General features: G+C 71.6%; 15 protein-coding genes. 1 reads left to right on the top strand and 14 read right to left on the bottom strand.

What is annotated here, in order from left to right:
- Positions 1–21: 21 nt before the first annotated feature.
- From ISG29_RS17635 to ISG29_RS17615, 5 genes are read right to left on the bottom strand one after another with little or no spacing between them, the layout of a single operon-like run.
- Positions 22–639: a LutC/YkgG family protein gene (locus ISG29_RS17635; protein ID WP_194504772.1), complete on the bottom strand. Its 618-nt coding sequence runs from the start codon at positions 637–639 to the stop codon at positions 22–24.
- Positions 636–2126, bottom strand: a complete 1491-nt coding sequence (locus ISG29_RS17630) for a lactate utilization protein B (RefSeq protein WP_194504771.1) — start codon at positions 2124–2126, stop codon at positions 636–638. The genes ISG29_RS17635 and ISG29_RS17630 overlap by 4 nt, the downstream gene beginning before the upstream one ends.
- The gene (locus tag ISG29_RS17625; RefSeq protein ID WP_194504770.1) at positions 2123–2887 is read right to left on the bottom strand and encodes a (Fe-S)-binding protein; all 765 of its coding nucleotides are present in this window, start codon (positions 2885–2887) and stop codon (positions 2123–2125) included. The genes ISG29_RS17630 and ISG29_RS17625 overlap by 4 nt, the downstream gene beginning before the upstream one ends.
- Entirely contained in the window at positions 2884–3342 is a 459-nt protein-coding gene (locus ISG29_RS17620) for a nucleoside deaminase (RefSeq protein WP_194504769.1), read from the bottom strand. Before ISG29_RS17620 ends, ISG29_RS17625 begins: the two co-directional genes overlap by 4 nt.
- Before the next feature lie 37 nt (positions 3343–3379).
- Complete coding sequence (locus ISG29_RS17615) at positions 3380–3889, bottom strand: tRNA adenosine deaminase-associated protein (protein WP_194504768.1); 510 nt, start codon at positions 3887–3889, stop codon at positions 3380–3382.
- Positions 3890–3961: 72 nt separating this feature from the next.
- On the opposite strand from ISG29_RS17615, the gene upp reads away from it, so the two are divergent.
- A complete protein-coding gene (gene upp, locus ISG29_RS17610; RefSeq protein WP_194504767.1) occupies positions 3962–4603 on the top strand; it encodes a uracil phosphoribosyltransferase in 642 nt (213 codons plus the stop codon).
- On the opposite strand, the gene ISG29_RS17605 is transcribed toward upp, so the two are convergent.
- The 9 genes from ISG29_RS17605 to ISG29_RS17565 all read right to left on the bottom strand — a co-directional run bounded on the left by ISG29_RS17605 (position 4585) and on the right by ISG29_RS17565 (position 14125).
- Positions 4585–5826 carry an MFS transporter gene (locus tag ISG29_RS17605; protein ID WP_194504766.1) on the bottom strand — a complete coding sequence of 414 codons (1242 nt, stop codon included), beginning with the start codon at positions 5824–5826 and terminating at the stop codon, positions 4585–4587. The genes upp and ISG29_RS17605 overlap by 19 nt on opposite strands.
- Positions 5823–6398, bottom strand: coding sequence for an ArsR/SmtB family transcription factor (locus ISG29_RS17600; RefSeq protein WP_194504765.1), 576 nt, complete (start codon positions 6396–6398; stop codon positions 5823–5825). Before ISG29_RS17600 ends, ISG29_RS17605 begins: the two co-directional genes overlap by 4 nt.
- A gap of 379 nt (positions 6399–6777) precedes the next feature.
- Positions 6778–7578: an aminoglycoside phosphotransferase family protein gene (locus tag ISG29_RS17595; RefSeq protein WP_328829693.1), complete on the bottom strand. Its 801-nt coding sequence runs from the start codon at positions 7576–7578 to the stop codon at positions 6778–6780.
- Positions 7579–7667: 89 nt separating this feature from the next.
- Positions 7668–9074 carry an NAD(P)(+) transhydrogenase (Re/Si-specific) subunit beta gene (locus ISG29_RS17590; RefSeq protein WP_194504763.1) on the bottom strand — a complete coding sequence of 469 codons (1407 nt, stop codon included), beginning with the start codon at positions 9072–9074 and terminating at the stop codon, positions 7668–7670.
- Positions 9071–9379: an NAD(P) transhydrogenase subunit alpha gene (locus tag ISG29_RS17585; RefSeq protein WP_194504762.1), complete on the bottom strand. Its 309-nt coding sequence runs from the start codon at positions 9377–9379 to the stop codon at positions 9071–9073. Before ISG29_RS17585 ends, ISG29_RS17590 begins: the two co-directional genes overlap by 4 nt.
- Complete coding sequence (locus ISG29_RS17580; protein ID WP_194504761.1) at positions 9376–10521, bottom strand: NAD(P) transhydrogenase subunit alpha; 1146 nt, start codon at positions 10519–10521, stop codon at positions 9376–9378. The genes ISG29_RS17585 and ISG29_RS17580 overlap by 4 nt, the downstream gene beginning before the upstream one ends.
- 158 nt (positions 10522–10679) lie before the next feature.
- Positions 10680–11429 carry a VIT1/CCC1 transporter family protein gene (locus ISG29_RS17575; protein WP_407940237.1) on the bottom strand — a complete coding sequence of 250 codons (750 nt, stop codon included), beginning with the start codon at positions 11427–11429 and terminating at the stop codon, positions 10680–10682.
- A 68-nt stretch (positions 11430–11497) separates the two neighbouring features.
- Positions 11498–12931 carry an MDR family MFS transporter gene (locus ISG29_RS17570; RefSeq protein WP_328829689.1) on the bottom strand — a complete coding sequence of 478 codons (1434 nt, stop codon included), beginning with the start codon at positions 12929–12931 and terminating at the stop codon, positions 11498–11500.
- A gap of 48 nt (positions 12932–12979) precedes the next feature.
- The gene (locus ISG29_RS17565) at positions 12980–14125 is read right to left on the bottom strand and encodes an acyl-CoA dehydrogenase family protein (protein WP_194504760.1); all 1146 of its coding nucleotides are present in this window, start codon (positions 14123–14125) and stop codon (positions 12980–12982) included.
- Positions 14126–14229: the final 104 nt, after the last annotated feature.

Raw genomic sequence — 14229 nt, 5'->3', positions numbered from 1 at the left:
GCCCGGATTCGGACCGTTCGGTCAGTCCACCAGCACGACGTGGAGGGCCCGTGGACCGTGCACGCCCTCGACCCGGTCGAGCTCGATGTCGCTGGTGGCCGAGGGGCCGCTGATCCACGTCAGCGGTTGCCCGGAGCGCACCGCGGCGGCGAGCCGGGTCACCGCCTGGGGTACGTCGGCCACGACCTGCTCGGCTCGGACGACGCACACGTGGCGGTCCGGCACCAGGGTGAGCGCGCGGCGCCCCTGGCCCGGGCCGTGGTCGAGCACGATCGTGCCGGTCTCGGCGATGCCCACGGCCGCCGTGGTCACGACGGCGTCGGCGGCGTCGAGGTCGGCGGCCCCGAGGGCGTTGTCCGCCACGGGATGCGCGAGGGCCGCCACGAGATCCTCCGGCAGCCCCGGCGGGACGACGACCCGGTCGCCCGGCGCGAAGAGCGAGGCCACGTGCGCCGCGAGGTCGGCCTCGGCGACCCGCTCGACGACGGCGCGGTAGTCGGCCACCCGCTCGACGAAGAGATCGAGCCGCTCGGCGTCGGTCGGTTCGACCGCGAGGGGCCCGACCACCGGCTCGGTCGCCGGCGCGACGTCGGCGAGGGCCGCGCGCACGCGCCCGAGGATCTCCTCCCGTGCGCTCACGAGCCGTCCTCCCGCCCACCGTCGGTGCGGGCCCACCACGCGCGGAAGGACTCCGGCGGTGGGGCGGGCAGGTCGCGCGCGGTCGTCCAGGCGGCACCGGGGCCGGGCAACCGGCCCAGTGCCGCACGTCCGCCGGGCAGCGTGGAACGCGTCAGCCGCCCGAGCACCCGGCCCGAGAGACCCGCCGCCCGCTCCACCAGACCCAGGCGCGAGGCGTCGGAGAAGGCCCAGGCGGTGGCCCGCATCGCAGCGGCCTCCGCCTTGGGCACGCGGTCGGAGCGGTGGGCGTCGACCACCTGGGTGCGCAGGTGCACCAGCACCTCGGGGATGTCGATGCGCACGGGGCAGGCCTCGAAGCACGCCCCACACAGCGAGGAGGCGTAGGGCAAGGAGTCGGTCTGTGGGTCTCCCTGACCGTGCAGCAGGGGGTTGAGGATCGCCCCGATCGGGCCGGGGTAGACCGACCCGTAGGCATGCCCGCCGGTCCGCTCGTAGACCGGGCACACGTTGAGGCAGGCCGAGCAGCGGATGCAGCGCAGCGCCTGCCGTCCGACCTGGTCGGCCAGCGCGCGGGTGCGGCCGTTGTCGAGCAGCACCACGTGCACCTCCTGGGGTCCGTCGCCCTCGCGGACGCCGGACCACACCGAGGTGTAGGGGTTCATCCGCTCGCCGGTCGAGGAGCGCGGCAGCAACCGCATCAGGGGGTCGAGCTCGGCCCAGGTGGGCACCACCTTCTCGATGCCCACGACGCTCACCAGCACCTCGGGCAGGGTCAGGCACATGCGGCCGTTGCCCTCGGACTCGACCACCACGAGCGAGCCGGTCTCGGCGATGGCGAAGTTCGCCCCCGAGACGCCGACCTTGGCGCGCAGGAACTTCTCGCGCAGGTGCTCGCGAGCGGCGGCGGCCAGCACGGCCGGCTCGTCGGTCAGGTCAGCCGGCGCCGGGCGGCCGGCGGAGGCCATCTCACGCAGGAAGATTTCGCGCACCTCGGCGCGGTTGCGATGGATCGCCGGCACCAGGATGTGACTGGGCAGATCCCCGGCCAGCTGCACGATCAGCTCGGCGAGGTCGGTCTCCCACGCCGCGACCCCGTGCGCCTCGAGGTGCTCGTTGAGCCCGATCTCGGCCGTCACCATCGACTTGACCTTCACGACCTCGTCGACATCGTGGGCGCGAGCGACGTCGAGTACCACCTGGCTGGCCTCGGCGGCGTCCCGAGCCCAGTGCACCGTGGCCCCGGCCGACGTCAGCTGCTCCTCGAGAGTCAGCAGGTGGGTGGCCAGGTCGTCGAGGGCCCGCTGCTTGACCGCCGCGCCGGCCAGGCGCAGCGGCTCCCACACCTCGCCCTGCTCCTCGACGAGCGCCGCACGCTTGGCCCGGATGACCCCGGTCGCGTGGGCGAGGTTGTGGCGCAGCTGAGTGTCGGCCAGCGCCTCGCGCGCGGCGGTCGGGAACGGCGGCATGCCGACGAACGTGCGACTCATGCGCTCTCCGCATCGGCTTCGGTGCTGGCGAGGATCTCGGCGAGGTGCACGGCGCGCACCCCGGAGCGCTGGCGGCTCAGCACGCCGCCGATGTGCATGAGGCACGAGGAGTCGCCCGCCACCAGCACCTCGGCGCCGGTCGCGCGCACGTGCCGGGCCTTGTCGGAGCCCATGGCCACCGAGACCTCCGCGTTCTTGACCGCGAAGGTGCCACCGAACCCGCAGCACTGCTCGGCGGCGGGCAGCTCGCGCAGCCGCAGCCCTCGCACGCTCTCGAGCAGCCCGCGGGGCCGGTCACCCACCCCGAGCATGCGCAGGGAGTGGCAGGTCGGGTGGTAGGTCACCGTGTGCGGGAAGTACGCGCCGTGCTCGCCGAGGTCGCTCACGCCCAGGACGTCGACGAGGAACTCGGTGAGCTCGTAGGTCGGCGGTAGGGCCGCCACGTCGTCCGCGAGGCCCGGGTCGGAGCCGTTCTCGGCACCGCGCCGGCCCACGAGCCCGTGCTGGTGCCGCGCCGACCCGGCGCACGAGCCGGACGGCGTCACCACGGCGTCGTAGCCCGCGAAGGCGGCGGCGAACGCGCGCACCACCGGCACGGCCTCGTCGAGGTAGCCGGTGTTCACCATCGGCTGCCCGCAGCAGGTCTGCGCCTCCGGAAACGCGACGTCCACACCGAGGCGCCGCAGGAGCCGCACGGTCGCCTTGCCGACCTCGGGGAACATCGCGTCGTTCACGCAGGTGACCAACAGCGCGACCCTCATGCTCGCCATCGTGGCAGACCGGCCTCGCGACGCCCGGCGAAGAACTCCTCGAGCAGGGCTGCGGAGGCCGCCTCCTCGACACCGGCCAGCACCTCGGGCCGGTGGTTCAGGCGCCGGTCGCGGACGACGTCCCACAGGCTGCCGACGGCGCCGGCCTTCTCGTCGAAGGCGCCGAAGACGACCCGGTCGACCCGGGCCAGCACGGCCGCACCGGCGCACATGGTGCAGGGCTCGAGGGTGACCACGAGCGTGCAGCCGGTGAGCCGCCACTCGCCGCGGCGGCGTCCGGCCTCGCGGAGGGCCACCACCTCGGCGTGGCCGGTGGGGTCGGCGTCCGCCTCGCGCACGTTGCGGCCGCGGCCGACCACCTCGCCGGACTCGTCGACGACGACGGCGCCGATGGGCACGTCGCCCTCGGCCAGGGCCAGGCGCGCCTCGTCGAGCGCGGCGCGCATCGCGGAAACCCAGGGGTCGGCGGGTGGCACGGGCGGCTCAGGCGGGCGAGAGGCCGACGACCTCGTCGAACAGCTCGCCGAAGCCCAGCTCGCGGGCGACATCGGCGAGCACCTCGTCGGGGTAGGCCTCGTCGTCGTCGAGCAGATCGAGCAGGTCGCCCTCGGTGACGCCGAGGTCGTCGAGCAGGTCGAGCTCGCCCACCGGCTCGGAGTCGTCGTCGTCATCGGGCTCGGGCAGGCCGAGGAAGTCGACGACGGACGCCGCGAGATCCCAGTCGTCGGCCGCGGTGACGTCGGAGAGCATCACGCTCACCCGCGGACCCTCCACGCGCACGATCACGAAGAAGTCCTCGTCGACGGCCACCATGGCGATCACGCCGAGGTCACCGGGCAGGGACCGCAGCGCGGCGAGCAGATCGTCGAGATCGCCCGTGACCGAGGCCTCGAGCTCGACGACCGACCAGTCGTCGTCCTCGTCTGCGTAGGCGGCCACCGCCAGGTCGAGGTCGTCCTCGAGCTGGGCGGCGCGGTCCTCGACGGGAGCCATGCCACAAGCGTGACCGGTTCGACGCCCCGCGGCAAGCCCTTTCGCCATCGGCGACCTCTAGGCTCACCTGTCATGCGCACCCACGTCGTCGACCACCCGCTGGTGACCCACAAGCTGACCACGCTGCGCGACGAGCGCACCGACAGCCCCACCTTCCGGGCGCTCACCGACGAACTGGTCGCCCTGCTGGCCTACGAGGCGACGCGCGACGTGCGGGTGGCGCCGGTCGAGATCACCACCCCGGTGGCGCCCACGACGGGCGTGAGGCTGGCCTCACCGAAACCCCTGGTCGTGCCGATCCTGCGGGCCGGGCTGGGCATGCTCGACGGCATGATGCGACTGCTGCCGACCGCCGAGGTCGGATTCCTCGGCATGGTGCGCAACGAGCAGACCCTCGAGGCGTCGACCTACGCCGAGCGGCTGCCCGACGACCTCTCCGGACGGCAGTGCTACGTGCTCGACCCCATGCTCGCCACCGGCGGCACCCTCGCCGCCGCCATCCGGTTCCTCGTCGACCGCGGCGCCGACCACATCACCGCGATCTGCCTGCTCACCGCCCCCGAGGGGTGCGCGCGGCTCGAGCAGGAACTCGCCGACCTCGACGTGCCCGTCACCGTCGTGACCGCCGCGATGGACGAGCGGCTCAACGAGAAGGGCTACATCGTGCCCGGCCTCGGCGACGCCGGCGACCGGCTCTACGGCCTGGCGGGCTGAGTCCCGCGCACGGGCTCCGGCTCCATCACCCGCACGACCTCGCGCCCCAACTCACCTCGCAGGGCCGCCGCGATGTAGCCCGCCCCCAGGGCGACCGTGGCCGCGATGACCCAGAAGATGGCCCGGTAGTCCAGGACGCTCACCAGGACCGAGCCGACCGCGAGCGAGACGGCCTGCGGAGTCGCCATCAGGATCTCGACCGCGGCACTGACACGCCCCATGAGCCGGCGCGGGCTGCGCCGTTGCACCAGGGTCGTGAACGGCACGAAGGTGCACGGCAGCCCGAACCCCATGACGGCCAGGGCGCCCAGCACCACGAGCATGGTCGGAGCCGACGCCGCGACAGCGGTGGCGACGGCGATCAGCGCCAGGCCCAGCACCAGTGAGCCCACCTCACCCAGTCCGCGCACCAGCCGGGCGCTGAGCACGCCGCCCATGACGGCGCCGACGCCTTGCACCGTCACGAGGAAGCCGGCATAGGTGGGCTCGCGGTCGAAGGCGTCCAGCAGCGCGTAGATCGAGGCCTCGAAGAAGCCGATGACGAGGATCGTCAGCCCGAAGCCGATCAGCACGTGACGCAGGATCCGCTCGGTCGCGATGTATCTCGCTCCGGCGGTGAGCTGCGGCCAGAGTCCGCGCGTGTCCCGCTTCACGGGCTCCTCCCGGACCTCGATGCTCGCGATGAGCGCGGCGGCGACCCCGAAGCTGGCGGCGTCGACCAACGCCACGGCCCACCCTCCCACGGCCGCGAAGAGGGCGGCGCCGACCAACGGCCCGAAGAGCCGGAACCCCTCCTTGGTCGTCTGGATGCTCGCGTTCGCGTCGACCAGGGCTTCGTCCGGCAGCAGTTCCTTGAGCAGTCCGTTCAGCGCGGCCGGCAGGACGACGAAGCTGACGCCGTAGCCGAACGCCACCGCCCACACGATCCACGTGTGCGAGGCGTCGCGCACCAGCACGAGCGGCAGGACGACGAGGGCGGAGGCCACGTTGCCCCACACCAGGACGGCCTTCCGCGGGAGCCGGTCGACGCAGACGCCCACCAGCGGGGCGAGGACGGCCGGCAGCACCATGAACAGGAAGGTCAGCCCGGCCAGGGCGTTCGACCCGGTGAGGGTCTTCACCCACATGCTGAGCACGAGCAGCATGACGGAGTCCCCGAGCATCGAGGTGGCGAGCCCCCCGAAGAGGCGCGCGAACCCCGGCTGCGCGAACACGGCCCTCACCGCTCGCGCTCCATCAGGTAGACCGGCACGCCCCAGGCGACCATCTCGCACAGCCGCGCGCCCTCGGGGCGGGCGGACGGATCCTCGATCCGCTCCGAGTGCCGGAGGAGCACCTGCCGGATGGCCTCGTTGACCTCCTCCAGCTCCTCAGCCGTCAGCCAGGCCATGCTCTGCGAGGTCGTGGCCGCCCGTCGCCAGGCGTGGGGTTCTCGCGGGGCCCGTTCGTGCGACTCCCTCAGCCGTTCTACCGCCCGCCCGACGACCATCTCAGAGAAGGCCGTGGCCGCTCGGTGCGTCTCCGGCTCGTCGTCGGCGTCCTGGAACTCCAGGCCGATGACCGGGAGCCGCCAGGGCCGTCGACGTCCTCCCTCGGACGGCGCCTCCTCCACCAGCTCGTGCTCGGCGAGCTTGCGCAGGTGCCAGGAGCAGTTGGCCGGGGTCTCGTCGAGACGGTCGGCGAGCTCGGTGGCCGTCAACGGGCCGTCGAGACTGAGCTGCTCGATGATGGCGATGCGCACGGGGTGCGCGAGGGCCCGCAGCTCGCGCGGTTGGGTGAGACGGCGACGTGGCATGAATTGAAAGTAGTGTTTCGAAAGATATCTTGCAATGCTCGTCAGGCGACTGGTCACGGGCCGTGCATCACCCGTGGTGGTGGCTCGACCCGTCGATCGCCGACCTCGGACTCACATCCATGGCCCGTGCGCGCCACTCCCTCGCCACCGGTGGCCTCATGACGAAGACGTCGGCCATCGATGCTGTGCACGCGCCCCCTTGGCTGCGCGACGATCTCCGTGCGCGACGCGACGGGAGGGCCGTGAGGTCGCCGCGCCTGCGCACGGCGATGGTGGCGTGGTCCGACGCACGCCGAACGACGGCTGCCGCGCGCCGCTGGCGCTCCGACCCCTGACCCTCACCAGGAGCACCCCCGCGAGTCTGCTTGCGCCGCGGAGCTCACAGTGGGGGGTCAGACGTCGCCACTCTCTCGAGCCAGGCGTCCAGTCGCTCGAGCTCCCCGGCCGAACCGAACAACGGGCTCCTGCCCGGGGCCGGGAGGAAGCCGACCGCATCCATGACCAGCCAGTACGGTTCGGGCCGAGTGCCGGTCAGCGCGCCGTACGCGCGCAGGAACGACAAGGCCGGCTCGGCGCCGTAGGCGACAGCCAGATTGGTCGCTGCGTGGGCGGCGTCGAGCCAGGCGGGTCCCGTTGATGTCTCGACCCAGTCGACGACCCCGGAGATCCTGCCGTCGATCCAGAGCAGGTTGCGGTGACTGAAGTCCCGGTGGAGGAAGGTCGTGTCGTACGAGGGCGGTCCCTCCGCGAGGAGGCCGAAGGCTCGCCTCCAGGCCCCGGGGTCTCGTGCCCATGCGGGAACCTCCCACTTGGCTTCCCACGCCCAGGACTCGTACTCGCGGAAAGGCTCCCTCGGGTGGACGTCGTGGATCAGGGCCAGCATCTCGGCCATCGCTCCCGGTGCAGAGTCCTCGACCCGAGCCGCAGGCACGCCCGGCAGACGGGACATCAGATGCGCGGCGACCCCGGTGGCGGCTCCCTCGGCGTCGAGCCCGTAGCTCACCGGGGAAGGCACGGATGTATCGACCAACTCGTTCTGCGCAGCCCGCTCACGGCGCGTGAGCTGCGCTCCGTGGGTCCGCCACGGCTCATTGGTCATCAGCCGGAGAACGGACCGTTCACCGGAGCGGTGAGAGAGCGCCACCATCGTGGAGGTCAGGCCTCCAGCCAACGCATCCACCTCGACGACCGGATCGCAGAGGATGGACTCGGCCCAAGCAACCGCCTCGTCGCGTACGCCCTCGACCGGAGTGGTTCGGCGGCCCGACCTCACAGCTGCTTCAGCGCGGCCAGCAGCTTGGAGAGGGAGTCCTTGGCGTCGCCGAACAGCAGCGTGGTCTCGGGCATGAACAGCAGCTCGTTCTCGATGCCCGCGAAGCCGGGGCGCATCGAGCGCTTGAGGAACACGACCTGCTTGGCGGCGTCGGCGTTGAGGATCGGCATGCCGTAGATCGGGGCGGACGGCGTGTCGCGCGCGGCCGGGTTGACGACGTCGTTGGCGCCGACGACCAGCACCACGTCGGTGTGCTGGAACTCGTCGTTGATGTCGTCCATCTCGATCAGCTGCTCGTACGGCACCTGCGCCTCGGCGAGCAGCACGTTCATGTGGCCGGGCATCCGGCCGGCGACGGGGTGGATGGCGTAGGCGGTCTTGATGCCGCGCGCCTGCAGCACCTCGACGCACTCGCGCAGGGTGTGCTGGGCCTGCGCGACGGCGAGGCCGTAGCCCGGCACGAGGATGACCCGCTCGGCGTACCCGAGCATGATCGCGACGTCTTCGGGGCCGGCCGAGCGCACCGGCCGGTCGGAGGCCTCCCCCGCGCCGAGGGTGGAGCCACCCTTGAGCGCGCCGAAGAGGATGTTCGCCACCGAACGGCCCATCGCGCCCGCCATGAGCAGGGTCAGGAACGTACCGGAGGCGCCGACCAGCGTTCCGGCCACCAGCAGCACGACGTTGGAGAGCACGTAGCCACCGGCCGCGACCGTGAGGCCGGTGAACGCGTTGAGCAGCGAGATGACGATCGGCACGTCGGCACCGCCCACCGGTAGCACCAGCAGCACGCCGACGGCCAGCCCCAGGAGAGCCAGCAGGACGCCGATCCAGGTCGGACTGCCCAGGATGATCAGCACGGCCACCGCCACCGAGGCCAGCAGCGAGGCGCCGAAGACCACCGGCAACCCGGGGAAGACCACCGGGCGTGAGGTCATCAGCTCCTGGAGCTTGGCGAAGGTGATGATCGAGCCCGAGAACGACACGGCACCGACGAGGATCGTGAATGCCGTGGCGACCAGTACGAACCGCGGCACGGAGGAGACCGGGTCGGGCTGCATCTCGTTCAGCTCGAGGATCGCGACCAGCGCCGCGGCGCCACCGCCGACGCCGTTGAAGAGCGCGACCATCTGTGGCATCTGGGTCATCTGCACCCGTTGCGCCCCGAGCACACCGCCCGCGGTGCCGATCGCGATCGCCACGATCATCAGCAGCTTGTGATCGAGCGGGAAGTACACGAACGTCGCCACCAGGGCGAGCACCGCGGCGCCGGCGCCCACCAGGTTGCCGGCCCGCGCCGTCCGCGGCCCGGCGAGACCCTTGAGTGCCAGGATGAACCCGACGGCCGCGAGCAGGTAGGCCAGCTGGGTCAGGTCTGCTCCGAGGCCGGTGTCGAGGGCGCTCATCGACCGGCCTCCTGCCGCTTGGCCGGCTTCTTGCGCGAGAACATCTGGAGCATCCGGTCGGTCACGACGAAGCCGCCCACCAGGTTCACCGCCGCGAGCACGATGGCGATGAGTCCGACGACGAGCACCGCGGTGTCGTCGCTCGAGCCCGTGACGAGCACGGCACCGAGCAGGATGATGCCGTGGATCGCGTTGGCGCCCGACATGAGTGGGGTGTGCAGCGTCGAGGACACCTTCGAGATGACCTCGATGCCCACGAAGACGCTGAGCACGAAGATCGTGAGCCAGACGAATCCGTCGCTCATGGCTGCTCCCCCTCCCCGGGCTGGCCCGGTTCGATCAGCTGGCGGGTGGGCTCGTGCAGGATCGCCCCACCGTGGGTGACGCACGCGCCCGCGACGATCTCGTCGTCGAAGTCCAGGCGCAGGGCACCCTCGGCGCTGATGAGCGTGACCAGGTTGACGACGTTCTGGGCGTAAAGCTTGGACGCCGGCGCCGGCATCTGGCTGGGTACATTGCGCCCGCCCCACACCTGGGCATGGCCGATGCGCACGACCTCGCCCGGCACCGACCCCTCGACGTTGCCGCCGGTCTCGGCGGCGAGGTCGACGACGACCGAGCCGGGCCGCATCGCCTCGACCATGCCGGCCGTGACGAGCCGGGGAGCGGGGCGACCCGGCACGGCGGCGGTGGTGATGAGCCCGTCGGCCGCGGCGATGTGGGGAGCCAGCAACTCACGCTGGAGCGCGGCCCGTTCCTCGCCGGCCTCGCGGGCGTAGCCTCCCGAGCCCTCCAGGGTCGGCAGGTCGAGCTCGATCGACTGTGCGCCCACGGAGCGGATCTCCTCCGCGGCGGCGGCGCGTACGTCGTAGGCCTTGACGACCGCGCCGAGGCGCTTGGCGGTCGCGATGGCCTGGAGACCCGCCACCCCGGCGCCGAGCACCACGATCTCGGCCGGCGGCACCGTGCCCGCGGCGGTCATGTTGAGCGGGAAGAACCGGCGCAGCAGACCGGCCGCGACGATCGCGGAGCGGTAACCGGCGACCAGCGCCTGGGAGGAGAGTGCGTCCATCGACTGCGCCCGCGAGATACGGGGCACCAGCTCCATCGCCAGGCTCGTGACCGAGAGGTCGCGCAGGTCGCGCACCAGGTCGGTCTCGACGGTGGTCGGCAGGAACGACACGGTGACTGCCCCGACCGCCAGCCGGCGGGCGATGTCGCGCGCCAGCGGCTGCACCGACACCACCAGGTCGGCGTCGAAGTAGGGGTCGTCGGCGACGCCGGCTCCTGCCTCGGCGTAGTCGTCGTCGGCGATGAGTGCCCCGCGACCCGCACCCGCCTCGACCACGACCTCGTGGCCCAACGCGGTCAGCTTGCCGACGAGCTCGGGCACCATCGCGACGCGCTGCTCACCCTCGCGGGTCTCCCGGGCGACTGCGATCCTCACGAGGGCAACCTATCCGTGACCACCCTCACCGAGCGTCGGCCACGCCGACGGGCACCGCTCGCCGCGTGGGGCCAGCCAGTCGTCGAGGTGCTCGACGGCCCCGTCGGGTGGAACGAGCGCGGCGAAGAGTCGCAGCGTCGTCATGGTCCGTCGGCGGGTCAGAGGTGCGTGCCGAGCAGCGACCCGACCGCGAACGTGACGATCATGGCGAGCAGCCCCCCGGCGACGTTGCGCACGACGGCCTTGCGCGTGGGACCGTAGCCGAACCTCGCGCTGCCCCATCCGGTGATGGCGAGCGCGATGGCGACCGCGACCATCGTGACCGGCACCCGGGCTCCGGCTGCGAACAGCACGATGGTCAGCAGCGGCAACAGCGCTCCGACGGTGAACGAGAGCATCGACGCCCAGGCCGCCTGCCAGGCGTTGGTGATGTCGTCGGGGTCGATGCCGAGTTCGGCCTCGGCATGGGCTCCCAGCGCGTCGTGCTCGGTCAGCTCGACGGCGACCCGGCGCGCGAGGTCGGGCGAGAGACCCTTGTCGACGTAGATCTGCGCCAGCTCGGCGAGCTCGTGCTCGGGCTCCTCCCGGAGCTCGCGGCGCTCCTTGGCCAGCAGCGCCTGCTCGGAGTCGGCCTGCGTCGAGACCGAGACGTACTCACCCGCCGCCATGCTGAAGGCACCCGCCAGCAGGCCGGCCACGCCGGCGACGAGGATGGCCGAGCGGTCGGTGGTGGCTCCGGCGACGCCCACCACGATGCCCGCGGTCGACACGATGCCGTCGTTGGCGCCCAGCACCCCGGCGCGCAGCCAGTTCAGCTTGTTGTTGAGGCCGCTCTCGTGGGGCTCGTCGTCGTGCAGGCCGATGTCGGGCACGCCCGACATCGACTCAACGGTCAGCTCGGAGGTCATGATCGAATCCTCGCCGCCCCCACCGACACCCGCAACGAAGGTATGCCTGGGCTCACCGGTCCTGGTGCTCATGGCTCCCGCATCGCTGCGGCCGCCACGAGCAGCAGCACCGCTACGCCGGCCGAGACGGCGAACACCGCGTGGATCGCCGGGTCCAGCACGCCGGGCGTGAGATCCTCCAGAGCGGGCGTGCCGCCGGTGGCTGCAAGACGTGAGGTGACCACGGCGTTGGCGACGGCGCCGAACACAGCCACGCCCACCGCGCTCCCGACCGAGCGCGCGAACATGGTGGTGCCGGTCGCGACCCCGCGGCGCGACCAGTCGACCGACGACTGCGCCGCGATGACCGACGGGCTGACGACGAGCCCGAAGCCGAGTCCCATCACGAAGCACGGTGCGGCCACGTGCCAGATCGAGGAGTCCGGGCCGATCGTGAGCAGCAGCAGGGTGCCGACCAGCGCGACGCTGGATCCGATCGCCATCGTGGCGCGGAACCCGACGCCCAGATAGAGGCGCCCGGCGTTGGACGCCGCGATCGGCCAGCCCAACGTCAGTGCGGCGAGGGCGAGGCCAGCGACGAGGGCGCCGTGACCGAGGACGCTCTGGGCGTAGAGCGGCACATAGGAGGAGAGGCCGAGCATCAGCACACCGGCCGCGAGCGAGGCCAGCATCGCCGAGCCCAGCACCCGGCTGCGGAAGACCCAGAACGGCAGGATCGGTTCGGCGGCGCGGCTCTCGACGCATCCGAAGGCCATCAGCAGCAGTGCGGACGCCGCGAAGATCGTGAGGCTGGTCGGTGAGGTCCAATGCCAGCGGACCCCGCCCTCGAGCAGACCGAGCAGCAGCAGGATCCCGCCGCTCGCGAGGAGGCCGGCACCGGCGTAGTCGACCCGGCGCTCACGGTGCTCGACGGTCTCGGTGAAGCCGCGCAGGAGGAACCACGCGGCGACGGCACCGAGGGGGACGTTGACCCAGAAGATCGCACGCCAGGTGAGGTAGTCGGAGAACACCCCGCCGAGAGTGGGTCCGAGCACCGACGAGGTCGCCCAGACGGAGGCCAGGTAGCCCTGAACCTTGGCACGCTCGGCGACGGTGTAGAGGTCGCCGACGATCGTCATGCCCATCGGCTGCACCGCGCCGGCGCCGAGGCCCTGCACGGCGCGGAACACGATGAGCGGCACCATGCCCCAGGCCAGCCCGCACAGCACCGAGCCGAGCACGAAGAGCCCGATGCCCACCAGCATCAGCGGCTTGCGGCCGTACTGGTCGGCGAGCTTGGCGTACACCGGCGTGGTGACCGCCTGCGCGAGCAGGTACACGCTGAACAGCCACGGGAACTGGGTGAAGCCGCCGACGTCGGCCACGATCGATGGCACCGCGGTGGCCAGGATCGTGGAGTCGATCGCGACCAGGGCGGTGCCCAGCATCACCGCCAGCAGCACCGGCCCGCGCTCGCTGCGCAGACCGACGCTCCGGCGGGTGATGGGCGCCTCGGTCGTCACGCGGCCCTCAACCGCCTGCCGGGGTCGACGATTCCCCCGGGCCGGGTGTCAGAGCCCGAGCTCGCGCCCGATGAGCTCCTTCATGATCTCGTTCGAGCCGGCCCAGATCTTGGAGACCCGCGCGTCGCGCCAGGCCCGGGCGACGCGGTACTCGTTCATGAAGCCGTAGCCGCCGTGCAGCTGCACGCAGTGGTCGAGCACGTCGTTTTGCACCTGCGAGGACCACCACTTGGCCTTCGCGGCCTCGACGGGGGACAGCTCACCGGCGTCGTGGGCGACGACGCAGCGGTCGATGTAGGTCTCGGCGACCTCGATGGCGGTGAACAGCTCGGCGAGCAGGAACTTGTTGTGCTGGAACTGGCCGATGGACTGGCCGAACGCCTTGCGGTCCTTGGTGTACTGGAGCGTCTCGACGAGGATCTGCTTGGCGTGCGCGACGTTCGAGATCGAGCAGCCCAGGCGCTCCTGGGGCAGCTTCTGCATCATCGCGATGAACCCGCCGCCGAGCTCGCCGACGACGTGGTCGTCGCCGAGACGGACGTTCTCGAAGAACAGCTCGGCGGTGTCGGACTCGTCCTGGCCGACCTTGTCGAGCTTGCGGCCGCGGCTGAAGCCCGGCGCGTCACTCGGGATGGCGAAGAGGGTGATGCCGCGAGCCCCCTTCTCTGGGTCGGTCCGCACGGCGGTGAGCACGATGTCGGCGGAGTAGCCGTTGGTGATGAAGGTCTTGGAGCCGTTGATGACCCAGTCGTCGCCGTCGCGCACGGCAGTGGTCTTGAGCGCGGCGAGGTCGGAGCCACCCGAGGGCTCGGTCATGCCGATGGCGAGCAGGATCTCGCCCGAGGCCACGCCCGGCAGCCAGCGTTGCTTCTGCGCCGGCGTGCCCAAGGCCACGATGTAGGGCGCGGTGATGTCGGCGTGGATGCCCCAGCACGACCCCAGCGCGGCGTTGACCTTGGAAAGCTCCTCGCACATGACGGCGTTGAAGCGGTAGTCGCCCGCCCCGGCGCCGCCGTACTCCTCGGGGATCTCCAGGCCGAGGAAGCCCTGCTTGCCGGCCTCGATCCAGAACTCCCGCGGGATCGCCTTGTCGGCAGCGTGCTGCTCGACGTTCGGGATGACCGAACGCTCCAGGAACTCGCGCACCGAAGAGCGGAATGACTCGTGGTCCTCGTCGTAGATCTCTCGCTTCACGAGGGCAGATATTACCGACGAGTAGGGCTCGGGGCCAGTAGCGCCTCCGAGCGGGTGAGCGCCGCTTCGCTCACGGCTGGTTGGATCGTTCCAGTGCGTCTCGA

The sequence above is a fragment of the Nocardioides acrostichi genome (assembly GCF_015319165.1).
Taxonomy (GTDB): Bacteria; Actinomycetota; Actinomycetes; order Propionibacteriales; family Nocardioidaceae; genus Nocardioides; species Nocardioides acrostichi.
Note: the sequence above shows the minus strand (reverse complement) of the source record. Positions and strands in the feature narration are given on the sequence as shown.